Annotated in this window: 15 protein-coding genes; 9 read left to right on the top strand and 6 right to left on the bottom strand. The window is 36.5% G+C overall.

The features are described from left to right. The first annotated feature begins 225 nt into the window (after nucleotides 1-225). The 5 genes from ABIZ51_11955 to ABIZ51_11975 are packed head-to-tail and all read left to right on the top strand — an operon-like array spanning nucleotide 226 to nucleotide 5,108. Complete coding sequence (locus ABIZ51_11955) at nucleotides 226-1,275, top strand: FAD-binding oxidoreductase (GenBank protein ID MEO7089499.1); 1,050 nt, start codon at nucleotides 226-228, stop codon at nucleotides 1,273-1,275. A gap of 36 nt (nucleotides 1,276-1,311) precedes the next feature. Next, nucleotides 1,312-2,481, top strand: a complete 1,170-nt coding sequence (gene purT / locus ABIZ51_11960) for a formate-dependent phosphoribosylglycinamide formyltransferase (GenBank protein ID MEO7089500.1) — start codon at nucleotides 1,312-1,314, stop codon at nucleotides 2,479-2,481. Continuing rightward, complete coding sequence (gene mnmH / locus ABIZ51_11965; GenBank protein ID MEO7089501.1) at nucleotides 2,482-3,507, top strand: tRNA 2-selenouridine(34) synthase MnmH; 1,026 nt, start codon at nucleotides 2,482-2,484, stop codon at nucleotides 3,505-3,507. Between the two features lie 3 nt (nucleotides 3,508-3,510). Further along, nucleotides 3,511-4,557, top strand: a complete 1,047-nt coding sequence (selD, locus tag ABIZ51_11970) for a selenide, water dikinase SelD (GenBank protein MEO7089502.1) — start codon at nucleotides 3,511-3,513, stop codon at nucleotides 4,555-4,557. 20 nt (nucleotides 4,558-4,577) lie between these two features. Next, nucleotides 4,578-5,108, top strand: a complete 531-nt coding sequence (locus ABIZ51_11975) for an RNA methyltransferase (GenBank protein ID MEO7089503.1) — start codon at nucleotides 4,578-4,580, stop codon at nucleotides 5,106-5,108. Between the two features lies 1 nt (nucleotide 5,109). Here the strand turns inward: ABIZ51_11975 and can are convergent, their stop codons facing one another. Continuing rightward, entirely contained in the window at nucleotides 5,110-5,745 is a 636-nt protein-coding gene (gene can, locus ABIZ51_11980; GenBank protein MEO7089504.1) for a carbonate dehydratase, read from the bottom strand. Between the two features lie 8 nt (nucleotides 5,746-5,753). Then, on the bottom strand, nucleotides 5,754-6,950 hold the full coding sequence (gene kbl / locus ABIZ51_11985; protein MEO7089505.1) for a glycine C-acetyltransferase: 1,197 nt from the start codon (nucleotides 6,948-6,950) through the stop codon (nucleotides 5,754-5,756). 154 nt (nucleotides 6,951-7,104) lie between these two features. On the opposite strand from kbl, the gene dcm reads away from it, so the two are divergent. Further along, a complete protein-coding gene (dcm, locus tag ABIZ51_11990; GenBank protein ID MEO7089506.1) occupies nucleotides 7,105-8,340 on the top strand; it encodes a DNA (cytosine-5-)-methyltransferase in 1,236 nt (411 codons plus the stop codon). Here dcm and ABIZ51_11995 read toward each other — a convergent pair. After that, a complete protein-coding gene (locus ABIZ51_11995) occupies nucleotides 8,316-9,080 on the bottom strand; it encodes an Eco47II family restriction endonuclease (GenBank protein ID MEO7089507.1) in 765 nt (254 codons plus the stop codon). The two genes, dcm and ABIZ51_11995, sit on opposite strands and share 25 nt — an antisense overlap. A gap of 136 nt (nucleotides 9,081-9,216) precedes the next feature. Between ABIZ51_11995 and rnr the strand changes: the two genes are divergently transcribed. Then, nucleotides 9,217-11,370 (top strand): ribonuclease R, encoded by a 2,154-nt coding sequence (gene rnr / locus ABIZ51_12000; GenBank protein MEO7089508.1) that lies wholly within the window; start codon nucleotides 9,217-9,219, stop codon nucleotides 11,368-11,370. A gap of 51 nt (nucleotides 11,371-11,421) precedes the next feature. Here rnr and ABIZ51_12005 read toward each other — a convergent pair whose 3' ends face one another. After that, nucleotides 11,422-11,952 carry a hypothetical protein gene (locus tag ABIZ51_12005; GenBank protein ID MEO7089509.1) on the bottom strand — a complete coding sequence of 177 codons (531 nt, stop codon included), beginning with the start codon at nucleotides 11,950-11,952 and terminating at the stop codon, nucleotides 11,422-11,424. Nucleotides 11,953-12,024: 72 nt separating this feature from the next. Here ABIZ51_12005 and ABIZ51_12010 point away from each other — a divergent pair, with 72 nt between their 5' ends. Continuing rightward, nucleotides 12,025-13,002, top strand: a complete 978-nt coding sequence (locus ABIZ51_12010) for an acyl transferase (protein ID MEO7089510.1) — start codon at nucleotides 12,025-12,027, stop codon at nucleotides 13,000-13,002. Nucleotides 13,003-13,083: 81 nt separating this feature from the next. On the opposite strand, the gene ABIZ51_12015 is transcribed toward ABIZ51_12010, so the two are convergent. Further along, a complete protein-coding gene (locus ABIZ51_12015) occupies nucleotides 13,084-13,575 on the bottom strand; it encodes a hypothetical protein (protein MEO7089511.1) in 492 nt (163 codons plus the stop codon). 82 nt (nucleotides 13,576-13,657) lie between these two features. Next, on the bottom strand, nucleotides 13,658-14,521 hold the full coding sequence (locus ABIZ51_12020) for a class I SAM-dependent methyltransferase (protein MEO7089512.1): 864 nt from the start codon (nucleotides 14,519-14,521) through the stop codon (nucleotides 13,658-13,660). 151 nt (nucleotides 14,522-14,672) lie between these two features. On the opposite strand from ABIZ51_12020, the gene ABIZ51_12025 reads away from it, so the two are divergent. After that, nucleotides 14,673-16,226, top strand: coding sequence for an aldehyde dehydrogenase family protein (locus tag ABIZ51_12025; protein MEO7089513.1), 1,554 nt, complete (start codon nucleotides 14,673-14,675; stop codon nucleotides 16,224-16,226). Nucleotides 16,227-16,580: the final 354 nt, after the last annotated feature.

A 16,580-nucleotide genomic window follows, 5' to 3' on the forward strand; every position in this document is an offset into this window, starting at 1 on the left:
GCTTCAAAAAATTAATTTTTTGAAGCCGATTTTTCAAATTATTAAATGAATTTATTCTCGTTGCGTTTGTTTTTGCTTTATCTCATCCATTTCCATCCTCTTATTTGTTATTTTACAGCAACTAAATTTCCATTTTATCCTGAGATGATTCAGCACCTAACTAATTTATAATACTTTTGGCTCTTCCTTTGACCGCTTTCTCAGCTAAAATGTAAATTCTCTTAAATGAAAAAATACGATTACATCATCATCGGACAAGGTATTGCAGGCACATCGTTGGCATATTTATTACTGAAAAATAAAAAAAATATTTTAGTGATGGACGCGCCAAATACCACGTCTGCGTCCGAAATTGCAGCAGGAATGTTTAATCCTGTTGTGTTTAAACGTTTGGTGAAAAGTTGGAAAGCGGATGAGTTTTTACCCTTCGCGAAAAAATTTTTTTCAGAAGCAGAAATACTACTCGGCGAAAAAATTTTTTTTGAAAAACCCATCGTAAAATTATTTTCCGAAGAGCAAGAAAAAACACTTTGGCAAAAAAAACAATCCACTGAAATCGGAATGTATCTTTCTGATATTTCTGAAAAATTATTTTTCCCAGAACACATTGAAAATCCTTTAGGATACGCTGAAGTAAAACATTCTGGTAACGTTGATATTTCCCTTTTTTTGAAATTGTTTCGAGAAAAACTAATTACAGAAAATATTTTTCTTTCTGAAAAAATGGAATATGATTTATTGAAAATTTCGGATGAGAAATGTGAATACAAAAATGTCTGCGCTAAAAAAATAATTTTTTGCGAAGGCTCCAAAAGCACTGAGAATCCTTATTTTAATTGGCTTCCTTTTAAACTCACCAAAGGCGAGCTTTTAACGGTTCGCATTAAAAATTTCAACACAGAAAAAATTGTGAATAAAGGCGTTTTTATTTTACCGATTGGAAATGAATTGTTCAAAGTTGGCGCTACGTACGAGTGGAACGACTTAACGGAAATTCAGACCGAGAAAGGGAAAAATGAATTGATTCAAAAATTCGAAAAAATAATAAAAATACCTTATATAATTGTCAATCACCAAGCAGGCATTCGCCCCACGGTACTCGACCGCAGACCGTTTATCGGCACGCATCCAAAACATCCGCAATTATCTATTTTCAACGGAATGGGTACCAAAGGTGCTTTGATGGCTCCTTTTTTCGCGCAACATTTTATTGAGCATTTAGAACACGGAAATCCGCTGGATTCGGAAGTAGACATTGCGCGTTTTCCGCTGTAAGATTTTCGCTATTTTTACATCTCACACGATTAAAATATGCGAAAGAAAATCTTATTATTAGGTTCCGGAGAACTCGGAAAAGAATTGACCATCGCGCTGAAACGCTTGGGACACTTCGTAATTGCAGTTGATTCGTACAACGATGCGCCAGCGCAACAAATGGCGGATGAGCGCGAAATTATCAATATGTTGGATGGAAAAGAGTTGGATAGAATTGTGGCGAAACATCAACCCAATATTATTATTCCAGAAATTGAAGCCATTCGCACCGAGCGTTTTTACGATTACGAACAACAAGGAATTCAAGTTGTACCAAGTGCAAAAGCGGCTCATTTTACAATGAATCGAAAAGCAATTCGTGATTTGGCTGCAAAAGAATTGAATTTAAAAACGGCAAAATATCAATATGCAAATAGCTTAGCCGAATTAAAATCGGCTGTTGCAAACATTGGAATTCCTTGTGTGGTAAAGCCTTTGATGAGCTCCTCTGGAAAAGGACAATCCTATATTAAAACAGAAAATGAAATTGTAAAAGCTTGGGATTATGCACAAACAGGCAAACGTGGCGATCAAACAGAAGTAATTGTAGAAGCTTTTCTAAAATTTAATTCGGAAATAACACTCCTTACTGTAACACAAAAAAATGGCAATACATTATTTTGCACACCCATCGGACACCGCCAGGAGCGCGGTGATTACCGCGAGAGTTGGCAACCAGCCGAAATAAAACCAGCGCAATTAAAAGAAGCGCAGCGTATGGCAAATGAAGTAACAAAAGCCTTAACAGGATTTGGAATTTTTGGAGTCGAATTTTTTCTGGCAGATGACGGAGTTTATTTCTCAGAACTCTCGCCACGACCACACGATACTGGTATGGTAACGCTTGCCGGCACACAAAATTTTTCGGAATTTGAATTGCACGCACGCGCTGTTTTAGGTTTGCCAATTCCTGAAATTACATTGGAACGCGTTGGCGTGAGTGCCGTTATTTTGGCGGATAAAGAAGGAAAGAATCCTGTTTATAAAGGAATGGAAAAAGCACTTAATTTTCCTAAAAGTGATGTTCGAATTTTCGGAAAGCCATTTACCCGACCTTATCGAAGAATGGCTGTAGCATTGGCTTACGATACTATTGGAACAGATATCGAACTTGTGAAAAAGCGTGCTATCGAAATAGCTCAACAAATAACAGTGGAAACCGATTAAATGCCGCAAATTATTTCCATATCCGAATTTCTCACCCACGCTGAAAGCCTCCCAATTATTGATGTGCGCAGCGAAGCAGAATTTGAACACAGCCACATTCCGAATGCAATAAATATTCCTTTATTTAACAACGAAGAGCGAAAAATAGTTGGAACGATTTATAAACAAAATGGTCGACAAGCTGCCATTTTAAAAGGCTTGGAACTGGTTGGCCCGAAAATGAAATCACTTGTAGAATCCGCCAACGAAATAAAAAACAACGGACCTTTTTTAATGTATTGCTGGCGCGGAGGAATGCGCAGTGGCAGCGTTGCGTGGTTATTGGAAACATACGGGTATAAAATTTTTGTATTGAAAGGTGGATACAAAACTTTTCGAAAAGAGATTTTAAAAAGTTTTGAATTGCCTTTGAAATTGATGATTCTGGGGGGAAAAACAGGTTCTGGAAAAACATTAATTTTAGAAAACCTCGCAGAAAAAAATCAACAAATAATTAATTTAGAAAGCTTGGCTTGCCACAAGGGCTCTGCATTTGGCGCACTTGGAGAAAAAAATCAACCATCTCAAGAACAATTTGAAAATTTACTTGGACTTGAAATCCTAGCTCAAAAAAATAATTTTTTGACCTGGATAGAAGACGAAAGTCGGATGATTGGGAAAAAAGTAATTCCGGCAGTTTTTTGGGAACAGATGCGCCAATCAAGCCTTTTATACATCGATGTTTCGTTTGAACTACGAACGAAATTTTTAATGGAAAGCTATGGAAAATTTTCTTCCGAAGAATTAAAAAACTCTGTCTTAAAAATTAAAAAACGGTTGGGAGGTTTACAAACAAAGCTCGCCATCGAAGCCATCGAAAAAAACGAATTGGAAACAGTCTGTAAAATTTGTTTGGACTATTACGATAAAACCTATGATTTCGGACTCCATCAGCGAGAAAAAAAACCAGTTGAAAAAATAATTTTTCAAGAGCAAATTATTTCTGCGATGGCAGATGAGTTGATAAAAAGAACGCAAGAAAAATAATTTATGGAAAAAATAAAATTGACGCATTACACGCAGGGAGCAGGATGTGGCTGCAAAATGGCTCCGAAAGAATTGGAAAAAATTTTACAATCCAATATTGTTTTTCCAAAAAATTCAAATTTGATTGTCGGAAATAATACAAAAGATGATGCCGCAGTGTACGATATGGGCAATGGCAACGGTCTTATCAGCACAACTGATTTTTTTACGCCCATCGTGGACGATCCTTTTATTTTCGGAAAAATTGCGGCGGCAAATGCCATTAGCGATGTCTATGCAATGGGCGGAAAACCTTTATTGGCATTGGCGATTTTGGCTTGGCCGCTTCAAAAAATTCCAATCGAAATGGCTCAAAAAGTAATGGAAGGTGCGCAAACTATTTGCTTAGAAGCGGGAATTACTCTCGCCGGAGGACACAGCATTGACAGCCAAGAGCCGATTTTTGGATTGGTAGTAAACGGGACAATTGAACTGAACAATTTAAAGCGAAACAATACTGCTGAAGCAGAAAATCTGATTTACATCACAAAAAAAATTGGCGTAGGAATACTGAGTACCGCTGAGAAACGCGGAATTTTAAAAGAGGAAGATAAATTATTGGGCGTCGAACAAATGTTGAAATTAAATAAAATCGGAACGCAACTTGGCGAACTAAAAGGCGTAACCGCAATGACCGACATTACCGGTTTCGGGTTACTTGGGCATTTAATTGAAATGGCTGAAGGCAGTAACTTACAAGCGGAAATTAATTATTCAAAAATTCCTTTGATAAACGGGTTAGCTTTTTACACTTCGCAAATGTGCGTGCCAGATAATACGTTTAGAAATTGGAATGGATATGAGCAAAAAGTGGACGGAATTACTGGCGAATCGTTGCTCTCACTTTGCGATCCGCAAACAAACGGAGGCTTATTAATTTCCGTAAATCCGGCAGCAAAAAACGAGCTCGAAAAATTATTTTTTCAAAACGATTTACAGGAATTTATCACGCCCATCGGTAGTTTTAAGGCTTTCGATGAAAATAAAAAAAGAATTCGAATCATCGATTAACAAAATTTATTTTTTCAAAAATGAGAAAATTAAAAAACGAAGAACTCGATCGTAAATCGGTAGAAGAATTTAAAAATTCAGCCAAAACGCCCATTATTGTTGTGTTAGACAATGTTCGGAGTTTAAATAATATTGGTTCTGTGTTTCGTACTGCCGATGCTTTTTTGCTGGAAGCCGTTTATTTATGCGGTATTACGGCAAGTCCTCCTCACAAAGACATTCACAAAACAGCATTGGGCGCAACAGATTCTGTGAACTGGATTTATTTTCCGAGTACGTTGGAGGCGCTTGAAAAATTGAAAAAAGAAAATCGAAAAATTTACGCCATCGAACAAGCCGAAAAAAGTATTTATTTGAATGATTTTCATCCTGATAAAAAAGAAAAATTAGCACTGATTTTCGGCAACGAAATAAACGGCGTGGAACAAGATGTAATCGAGCAATGCAATGCTTGTATTGAGATTCCTCAATTGGGCACAAAACATTCGTTGAACATCGCGGTAAGCGTTGGCGTAGTGGTTTGGGATATTTTCGCGAAGTTGAAGCAATAACTTATTTATCGAAGCGATAAATTTTTGACATTTCATCGTTGTTAGTTACGCTCACTTTTAAATCTTTGATAATTCCGTTTCCAATATCGTACACCCAGCCGTGGATGTGCGGAGAATTCGAATCTCTCCACGCATTTTGGATGGTAGATGTTTTACATAAATTCGAAACTTGTTCGATTACATTTAATTCCACCAAACGATTTTTTCGTTCGTGTTCGTCCGGAATGGCGTCCAATTCTGTTTGATGCAAACGATAAATATCTTTGATACTGCGCAACCAATTGTCAATTAAACCATATTCTTTATTGCTCATGGCAGCTACAATTCCGCCGCAACCGTAATGCCCGCAAACAATTACGTGTTTCACTTTTAAAATCTGCACGGCAAAATCCAGTACACTCAACATATTCATATCGGTATGAATAACCATATTGGAAATATTGCGATGCACAAAAACCTCTCCCGGTCTGGTATTGGTAATTTGATTTGCTGGCACGCGACTGTCGGAACAGCCAATCCACAAAAGCGGCGGCGATTGTCCGTTGGCTAATTTGTGAAAATAATCCGGATCTTCTTTCAACATGTTGGCAACAAATTCTTTATTGCCGTCCAATAATTTTTTATACAATTCGTCCATTCGAAAAATTATTTTTTTAAAACACCTAATTCTTTTCCCACTTTCGTGAAGGCTGCAATGGCTTTATCTAAATGTTGTTTTTCATGCGCAGCAGAAAGTTGCACACGAATCCGTGCCAAATCTTTCGGCACCACGGGATAAAAAAATCCGATTACATAAATACCTTCTTTCAATAATTTACTTGCCATTTCTTGTGCGATTTTCGCATCGTATAACATTACTGGTACAATAGGATGTATTCCAGAGCGAATATCAAAACCGGCTTTGCTCATTCCTTCGCGGAAATACAACGCATTTTCCATCACCTTATCGCGTAAAGTAGTCGTTTCACTCAGTAAATCCATTACCGCAATCGTAGCACCAACAATAGATGGCGCTAAAGAATTGGAAAATAAATACGGACGAGAACGTTGGCGCAACATATCAATAATTTCTTTTCTGCCCGAAGTAAATCCGCCCATTGCGCCGCCCAGCGCCTTGCCCAGTGTGCTGGTAATAATATCAATTTTGCCGATTACGTTGTTGTGTTCGTGTGTGCCGCGTCCCGTTTTTCCTACAAATCCAGTAGCATGGCTGTCGTCCACCATTACCAACGCATCGTATTTTTCAGCCAGTTTACAAATCTCATCTAATTTCGCGATGTAACCGTCCATCGAAAAAACGCCATCGGTAACAATTATTTTGAAACGATTGGCTTGCGCCGCTTTTAGTTGTTCTTCCAAATCCGCCATGTCGCTATTTTTATAACGATAACGTTTTGCTTTACACAAACGCACGCCATCAATAATGGAAGCATGATTTAATTCGTCCGAAATAATGGCATCCTCTTCTCCGAAAAGTGGTTCGAAAACACCGCCGTTTGCATCAAAAGCTGCAGCATACAAAATGGTATCTTCTGTTCCGAGAAACGTGGAAATTTTTTTCTCTAATTCTTTGTGAATGTCTTGCGTTCCGCAGATAAATCGTACCGATGACATTCCGTAGCCGTGCGAGTCTAACGCTTTTTTAGCAGCATTTACAACCGTTGGGTGAGAAGACAATCCGAGATAGTTATTGGCGCAAAAATTCAAAACTTCTTCGCCTGTATTTACTTTTATGACTGCGTTTTGTGGCGTAACAATAATGCGTTCGCGCTTGAAAAGACCAGCAGCATCAATGTTTTTTAATTCATTGGAAAGCTGTTCTTGAAATTTTTTCGTGTACATATTTAACCTTGATTTTGGAGAAGCAAATGTACTAAACTGTTTTTGTTTCGCTTAAAATAATTGTTAAGAAAAAACGCCTTCAAAAAAATAATTTTTCGAAGTGTATTATTTCTTGTAAATTTGTAACCATTGTATAAGGTTAATCAATTTGGTTATGAGTGAATATTTAACATTGTCGGAAGCCTCGGAACTAATTGGGAAGAGCAAGGAAACGTTGAGAAGATGGGATCGAGAAGGGAAACTTTGTGCTGTTCGGGAACCAATGAGTAATTATCGTGTTTACCGAAAAACGGAAGTCCAAACGCTCTTTTCGGATTTTTTAGTTGATAAAATAGATACTGTTTCCAATTACGTTGAGGCAGAGAATGATTATACCGTTTTGGAATTATTTGCAGGTGCGGGAGGTTTAGCCGCTGGCATGGAAAAAGCAGGATTAAAATGTGTTGGATTGAATGAAATAGATAAATGGGCTTGTCAGACATTGCGCAAAAATCGTCCAGCTTGGAACGTTTTAGAAGGCGATATTAAATCCTATAAATTTTCAAAATATCATAACAAAGTAGATGTTGTTACTGGAGGTTTTCCTTGCCAAGCGTTTAGTTATGCAGGTAAAAAATTAGGACTTGCTGATGCGCGAGGAACGCTTTTTTATGAATTTGCACGAGTTGTAAAAGAGGTAAATCCTCTCATCTGTATTGGAGAAAATGTTCGTGGTTTGTTGAGCCACGAAAATGGGAAAACGCTGCAAGGTATGATTTCAATATTAGATGAAATTGGCTACAATGTTGTACCTGTGCAGGTTTTAAAAGCTATTCACTACAAAGTCCCACAAAAGAGAGAGCGAATAATTTTAGTTGGAATTAGAAAAGATATTGATTTAACGTATGAATATCCAAAACCATATAAGAAAATATACAATTTAAAAGATGCTTTAAAAAAAGGAGAATTATTCGCTTGTAATGTTCCAAAATCAAATGGTTCGAAATATCCAAAAAGTAAAATTGACGTGTTGGATTTAGTTCCTCCAAAAGGCTACTGGAGAGATTTACCTTTAGCAATCCAAAAAAAATTTATGGGTGGAAGTTTTCACTTGGGTGGCGGAAAAACAGGTATTGCAAGAAGAATAGGTTGGGACGAACCTTGTCTGACCCTTACGTGCAGCCCAGCACAAAAACAAACAGAAAGGTGTCATCCCGATGAAACTCGTCCGTTTACAGTTCGCGAATATGCCCGTATTCAAACTTTTCCAGATGATTGGAAATTTGAAGGATCTACAGCCCAACAATACAAGCAAATTGGGAATGCCGTTCCAGTAAATTTAGGCAGAGAAGTTGGCTATTCTATCGTTAAATTTTTGAATCAATATTACAGTTTATCGAAACCTAAATAATAGCTGTAATTTTCAAAAGTAATTTGGTCTAAGATACTTCGTTTCGTATTTTGTGTTTCAGATTTTATTTCTTCTAAAGCAGAATTTTCTTTGAGTTTTTCACTTTGTCCAATCGAATTTAGATATTCCTTTATGGCCATTGGTAAAACTTTGTATAATTGAAAAAGAGCATCGTCTTGTCTCGAAAGCAAAGCGTAGAATCGATCTCCTGAAATTTTAAAAACTCTACTGTGGCTATATTCTTTCCCATTTATTTCACCTTTCCACAATTCACAAAAACTGGTTTTTGCTAAAATTTGAACCCAATAACAATTTGCTTTTTTGTACGTATCGGCATAATGCGCTAATTTTTGAAACAAAGCTTCCGCCGAACTGCTATTCATTGTGTTGTGTTTATTTTTTATATCAGCAAACAAGGTATCGTCTTTTGCTTTGATGTCAAATCCACTCAACTTACCAACTGAAAAGTTTTTTATTCCGCCTAAAATTTCTTCGTGAAATGTGCCAATGGAATTATTAATGGATTTATCTATTTGCCTCAAAATCTCTGCTTGAATAAGGTTTTCCTCATTAATATTATTGAATTTTGCATCAAAAACCAATTTAACAGTATCCACTTTGTTACTGTAAAAGCTCTTTTTCGAAACATTGTTTTTTGCTTTTAAATAGGCCTTGTGAAGCTTCGATATGCAATCAAGTAAATGCTTGTCTGAAATGAAGCCTACGTATTTATTTTTCATACAATTTTATATTATGATAACTGCTCAAAATTACTCAATAAAAAACGCCTTCAAAAAAATAATTTTTCGAAACCGAAAATCTGCTTCTTTTTTTTATTTGTACTTTTAAGAAAAAATTCCCCGATAAAAAGAGTACATGTCGAAGAAAAAATCAAAAAAAGGAAAACATTTTTTAGTAGATGAGGTGATTGGAATCCTCAGTAAAAATAGTGGAAAGCCGCTCAATTACAAACAAGTGGCAGCACAAATGAATATCGAAGATCATTCCCAAAAATTATTAATCAATAATATTCTGGAAGAATTAAACGAGCGCGGAACAATTACAGAACCGGAGCGCGGAAAATTTTTAATGAAAACATCCGAACGTTTTATAATCGGAAAAGTGGACATGACTTCCGGCGGCGATGCGTATATCGTTTCCGACGAAATGGAGGACGATGTTTTTGTGTCAGAGAAAAAGACGGCGCGCGCTTTTCATGGCGATACCGTGAAAGTGCGTGTACGTGCGGCACGTGGCAGTAGAAAACCAGATGGAGAAATTGTAGAAATTATTTCGCGCGGAAAAACAGAATTTGTTGGAGTCGTAAAAATTTCTCCACGCTTTGCTTTTTTTGTGGCGGATAATGCGCGTATGCAAACGGATATTTTTATTCCCTTGGAAAATTTGCTGGGCGCGAAAGATGGACAAAAGGCGATTGCGAAAATTTTAGAATGGCCCGAAAAAGAACGCAACCCAATTGGCGAAATCACAGAAGTGCTGGGCGATCCGGGAAATAACGAAACAGAAATGCACGCGATACTTGCCGAATTTGGCTTGCCGTATGCATTCCCGAAAGACGTAGAAAAAATAGCAGATCAAATTCCGACGATTATTACTGCGGAGGAAATTGCGTCGCGAAAAGATTTTAGAAGAATAACCACATTTACGATTGATCCATTAGATGCGAAAGACTTTGACGACGCACTTTCCATTCGAAAAATGGAAAACGGAAATTGGGAAATCGGCGTGCACATTGCAGACGTTTCTCATTATTTAAAAACGGATTCTATTTTAGACAAAGAAGCGGCAAGTCGCGCTACATCTGTGTATTTGGTGGATCGTGTGGTGCCGATGTTGCCCGAAATTCTTTCCAACAATGTGTGTTCGCTTCGTCCAAAAGAAGAAAAATTATGTTTTTCTGCGGTGTTTGAATTAGACGAAAACGCCAATGTTTTAGCGGAATGGTTTGGACGAACAGTGATATTTTCCGACCGTCGTTTTACGTACGAAGAAGTGCAAATTATTTTAGAAACAGAACAAGGCGATTTTTACGATGAACTGAAAACATTGGATGGATTGGCAAAAAAATTACGCGTCGAACGTTTCAAAAAAGGCTCTATCGCTTTTGATCGTCAAGAAGTAAAATTTAATTTGGACGAAAAAGGGAATCCAATCGGTGTATTTTTTAAAGAACAAAAAGATGCGCATAAATTAATTGAAGACTTTATGTTGCTTGCCAATCGTAAGGTTGCGGAGTATGTCGGAAAAAGAAAAACGAATAAGCAAAAAACATTTGTGTACCGAATTCACGATTCGCCAGATCCTGAAAAATTGAAAAACTTTTCTGCTTTTGTTTCGCGTTTCGGTTATAAAATAGATACAAAATCGGACAAAGATATTGCGGTTTCGATGAATAAATTATTGCACGATTCGAAATCAAAACCCGAAGAAAATATCATCGAACAATTAGCGATTCGTACCATGTCGAAAGCAATTTATACCACGCAAAACATCGGTCATTACGGATTGGCATTTGATTATTACACGCATTTTACTTCGCCCATTCGCCGTTATCCGGATGTGTTGGTGCACCGTTTATTGCAACGTTATTTGGATGAAGCCGCTGGAAAAAATGTTTTGTCCATCAACGATAAACAATTGGAAGACGAATGCAAACACTCGTCGGAGATGGAAAAATTAGCTGCCGAAGCCGAACGCGCTTCTGTCAAATACAAACAAGTAGAATTTTTAGAAGATAAAATCGGACAAAAATTTGACGGAATTGTATCGGGCGTTACCGAGTGGGGAATGTTTGTGGAAATCATTGAAAACAAATGCGAAGGCATGATTCGTTTGCGCGATTTAGCAGATGATTTTTATTTCTTCGATCAAGAAAATTATTGCATCAAAGGCAGACGTAGCGGAAAAACTTTTTCCTTGGGAGATAAATTGAGAATCGTTGTAAAACGTGCTGATTTAGTGAGAAAGCAATTGGATTTCGGCTTGGCTGGAAAATCATTTGACTACTAAAAAAGGTCTTCAAAAAAATAATTTTTCAAAGCAAAATAAAACTTGAAAAAGTTATGGTACAGGGATGATGGGCGTGTATATCACGTTGCTTTGATGCAAAGCCCGATCATAAATATAAACGCGAAATTCAATTTCGTTGTGTCCAGGATAATAATACGGGGCATGCAACATCACTTGTATTTTTCCACTCAAAACCTTCACTTTTCCCGCAGGTGTAATATTCGGAAGACGGTATGGAAAATAAATTGTATCGTTAAACAAAGAGTCTCCACCAGCTTGATAAAACGGCTTGAAAGAGCCATCCGAAGTCTTGTATAAATACTCTAAAAAACAATCGTAATAATATTTATTTTTATCTTTTCTGAAATCGTAAGGCGCTAATGTATCGCCGGGATTCAGCCCAATATCGCCGTCTCCATCTTTAAAATTGAAAATAAGTGCGGCAGAATCCGTTCCATATTTTATAAAATTATTAAACGTAATTGCTGGAATGTCCGAATAATTGGGCGCTTTGATACAACCCGAAAAAATAATTCCAGAAACCATCATTATCAAAAAAATATTTTTTACAGCGCTTTTCATTTTAGTGTTTGAAAGGTTAAAATTAAGGAATATTTTTGTTTTCGCATATTTGCGCTTTTTAATTGCTAAAAAATGTTTCGTAAAATCCCACTTTCGCAGATAAATAAAGATAATTTCAAGGAATATGCCTTGGATGTTTTTCGCTTTCAAGCGGAAGAAAATCCGATTTACAAAACGTATTTGAAGCAATTAAACATTAATTTTAAAACGATTTCGGAACTGGAAAAAATTCCTTTTTTACCAATTGAATTTTTCAAAACGCATGAAATTATTTCTGAAAAAAAAATTTCGGAAACTGTTTTTACGAGCAGCGCCACAACAGGAACTATTCCGAGCAAACATTACGTGGCAGAACTTTCCTTGTATCGCGAAAGTTTTACAAAAGCATTTCAACTTTTTTATGGAAAAATTACAGATTATTGTGTGCTTGCATTATTACCTTCTTACCTAGAAAGAGAGGGATCTTCGTTGATTTTGATGGTAGAAGAATTAATACAAAAATCACAAAATAAAAACAGCGGATTTTATCTTCACAACCAACAAGAGCTCGCTGAAAAAATAATTTTTCTGGAGCAAAAAAAACAAAAAATAATTTTGATTGGCGTTACGTATGCTTTGTTAGAATTGGCGGAAACACAAGTCTTTTCAGTCAAAAATACCATTGTAATGGAAACTGGCGGCATGAAAGGAAAACGCAAAGAAATGCTGCGCGAAGAGTTGCATCTTTTTTTGTGCGAACGTTTCGGCGTAAAAAAAATTCATTCAGAATACGGAATGACGGAATTGCTCTCTCAGGCATATTCTAAAGGTGATGGCGTGTTTGAATGTCCGCCTTGGATGCGCGTTTTAGTGCGCGATGTAAACGATCCTTTTTCAATTGTTGCACACGAAAAATCAGGTGGTATCAACGTTATAGATCTTGCCAATATTTATTCTTGCGCGTTTATCGCAACGCAAGATTTAGGAAAATTGCATTCAGAAAATAATTTTGAAGTACTCGGAAGGTTTGATAACAGCGATATTCGCGGATGTAATTTGATGATGCAGTAAAAAATTATTTTTTTGAACGCTCGAAAAATTATTTTTTCAAAGCCTTTTTTTACCCAAAAAATTCAAATGGAAATTAGGCAACTACTCTTTCTGAACACTAACTAAATTTTCGTATAATTCTTTAATTTTATTTTTATTCCAATCAGTTTCAAAAACAGTATTACTATACTGCGTTATAGATAAGTTATCTTGCTTAAATGTTAATTGAAATTTTTGAAATAAACTTACAGATGGAACGCGTTCCAGTTCTATGTTTACTTGCCTTTTATTAAAAATGATTTTCTTTTCCTTGTTATATGACAGATAGTTAATTGTAATAAATTCCGCGTCATAATATATTTGATATACGAATATTTTATTCCACCTTATAGTGATTCTAATCGCATATAAATATATTAGAAACACAGTTCCAAACGCAATACCATCCGAAGAAAAAGAACTTAGCCCTTCACCATCAAAATACAATAGAAATATATATGCAAATAAGTACAATATTGTGTTACTCAATAAGATTTTCGAATATCTTTTCCACATTGATTGTTTCTCAAATTCAAGTAAAGTTATTTTTCCCATTTAATTATTTATTGAAATTTTGCGTCAGAAAACACGCTCGAAAAATTATTTTTTCAAAGCCTTTTTTTTTAAAATTTTACGCTTAAATATTATACAATCGCCCGAAGACGCCCAAAGGCAGCTTCACTCCGCTCGTAGCTTGTAAAAAAAGTTCTCCTGTTTCTTTTTTCGAATCTGGAAAATTATTTTTCAAAAGGTTTTCAATAATAATAGAGGAAAAGCCCAAGGAATAAGCATTCAGAATCAAAAAATGCTCTTTCGGATCCAAAATATTCAAAACGGATTTCATCATTTCATTGATGTGATCTTCCAATTTCCATTTCTCTCCGTTCGGTCCGTGGCCGAAAGCAGGCGGATCTAAAATAATTCCGTTGTATTTATTTCCTCTTTTTTCTTCGCGTTTTACAAATTTCAAAGCATCTTCCACTACCCAACGAATGTCGCGCAAGCCTGATAAATCCATGTTTTCCTTCGCCCAGGTAATTACTTGTTTGATGGAATCCACGTGCGTAACATCCGCACCAGCGCTTTTTGCCGCCAAAGATGCACCGCCAGTGTAAGCGAATAAATTCAACACTTTTGGTGCAGGATTTTGTATTTTTTTTACTGATTGCTGAATAAAATCCCAATTAGAACCTTGCTCCGGAAAAACGCCCACGTGTTTGAAAGCCGTTAATCCCAAACGAAAGCGAATATCTTGTTGATACGAAATCGTCCATTGATCGGGCGCAGGTTTTAGTTTTTTCCATTCACCAGCAGAACTCGATTTCGGCATAAAAAGCAAGTGCGCTTTTTTCTCCCATTCCTGATTGCTCCAAGCTTTATCCCACACTGCTTGCGGCTCTGGGCGAATGGTAATGTATTGCCCGAAACGTTCCAATTTCTCAAAATTGCCGCAATCCAGCAATTCGTAATCTTTCCAATTTTCGGGTTTTAGTAACAGCATTTTATTTTTTTCTTGATTGCAAAAATGCTGATTTTTATTTTCTGTTTTAGGAAAATGTTTTAAGCAGTATTCAAAAAATAGTTTTTCAAGAAACAAAAACCTGTTTTATAAATCCCTTTTCTCTCTTATCTTTGCAGGAAAAATATACAACATGGTAGAAACTGCAAAATCGGCAATTGCCGAAACACTCGCACACTTAGGAATAAAGGAAATAAATAACGGTGCTTGCACTGGAACCAAATGGATAACGACTTCCGGTGATTTACTGGAATCTTATTCTCCGGCTGATGGAACATTAATCGGTTCTATAAAACAAGCTACTTGGGATAATTACGAAACCGTTATCGCGCAAGCGCAAAAAGCGTTTAAAGAATGGCAAATGGTGCCTGCTCCGAAACGTGGCGAAGTGGTGCGACAAATAGGAAATGCGCTTCGTGAAAACAAAGAACATTTGGGAAAATTAGTGTCGTACGAAATGGGGAAAATTTATCAAGAAGGTTTAGGCGAAGTGCAGGAAATGATTGATATCTGTGATTTTGCTGTCGGACTTTCGCGTCAATTATATGGATTTACAATGCACTCGGAACGCGAAAAACACCGCATGTACGATCAATATCATCCGCTCGGAATTGTAGGCGTGGTGAGCGCTTTTAATTTTCCAGTTGCCGTTTGGTCGTGGAATGCCATGTTGGCAATGGTTTGCGGAGATGTAGCTGTTTGGAAACCAAGTTCGAAAACAATGTTATGCGCACTTGCAGTACATCATATTATTGAAAAAGTATTGAAAGAAAACAATGTTCCAGAAGGTGTTTTAACCTTGGTGGCTGCTGGTTCTAAATATGTAGGTGATGATTTTTTAGCCGATAAACGTATTCCTTTAATCTCTGCAACAGGCTCTACGCGCGTTGGAAAGAAAGTTGGGAAAATAGTAGGTGAACGTTTGGGCAGAAGTTTATTGGAATTAGGCGGTAACAATGCCATCATTATCAGCGAACATGCAAACATGGAAATGGCTTTGCGCGCCACTGTTTTCGGAGCTGTTGGAACAGCAGGACAACGTTGTACTTCTACTCGCAGATTGATTATTAAAGATTCTATTTACGAAGCTTTTAAAACAAAATTAATTGCCGCGTATCAACACATTCGCATCGGAAATCCTTTACATGTGGATACTTTGGTTGGTCCGTTAATTGATAAAAATGCGGTAAAAGATTTTGTAAACGCTATTGCTGAAATTAAAAAAGAAGGTGGAAAAATTATTTTCGGAGGCAATGTGTTAGACGGAAAAGGCTACGAATCGGGCTGCTACGTTAATCCGTGCATCGCGGAAGTAAAAAATAGTTATAAAATTGTTCAAGAAGAAACCTTCGCTCCCATTTTATATTTGATAAAATATTCGACTATCGAAGAAGCAATTGAATTGCAAAACGATGTGCCACAAGGTTTGTCGTCTTCTATATTTTCAAACAACATGTTGGAAACAGAAAAATTTCTTTCGCACGAAGGTTCTGATTGCGGAATTGCTAACGTAAACATCGGAACTTCTGGTGCTGAAATTGGTGGCGCTTTTGGTGGCGAAAAAGAAACAGGTGGCGGACGTGAATCTGGCTCTGATGCTTGGAAAATTTATATGCGCAGACAAACTAACACGATTAATTACGGTAGCAGTTTACCTTTAGCGCAAGGCATTAAATTTGATTTGTAAAAGAATTTTTATTCTTAAAAATCCTTCTCCAAAAGAGAGGGATTTTTTTTGCTTTAATTTTAGTGAGCATCTCGCTTACCCACTAATTTCTGCTACTTTTTTTACTTCGATATCGAAATAAAAAAACTTTGAAAGTTCTCTGAAATTCGAGAGTGGGAAATATATTAATTACGCATCGACTAAGAATAGATTACAAACGTTATAATATTCTTAAGTTATCTTGAACCATAAATTATTTAAGGATGAAACATCTTCTAAATAAAATTAAGAACTTATTAAAAAAATAGCATGAAATTGTTAGTATGATTTTAATCATAAAATTCTAAATAATTATTTCGTATAATGGACATAACT

The organism is Bacteroidia bacterium, from assembly GCA_039924845.1.
Taxonomy (GTDB): Bacteria; Bacteroidota; Bacteroidia; order DATLTG01; family DATLTG01; genus DATLTG01.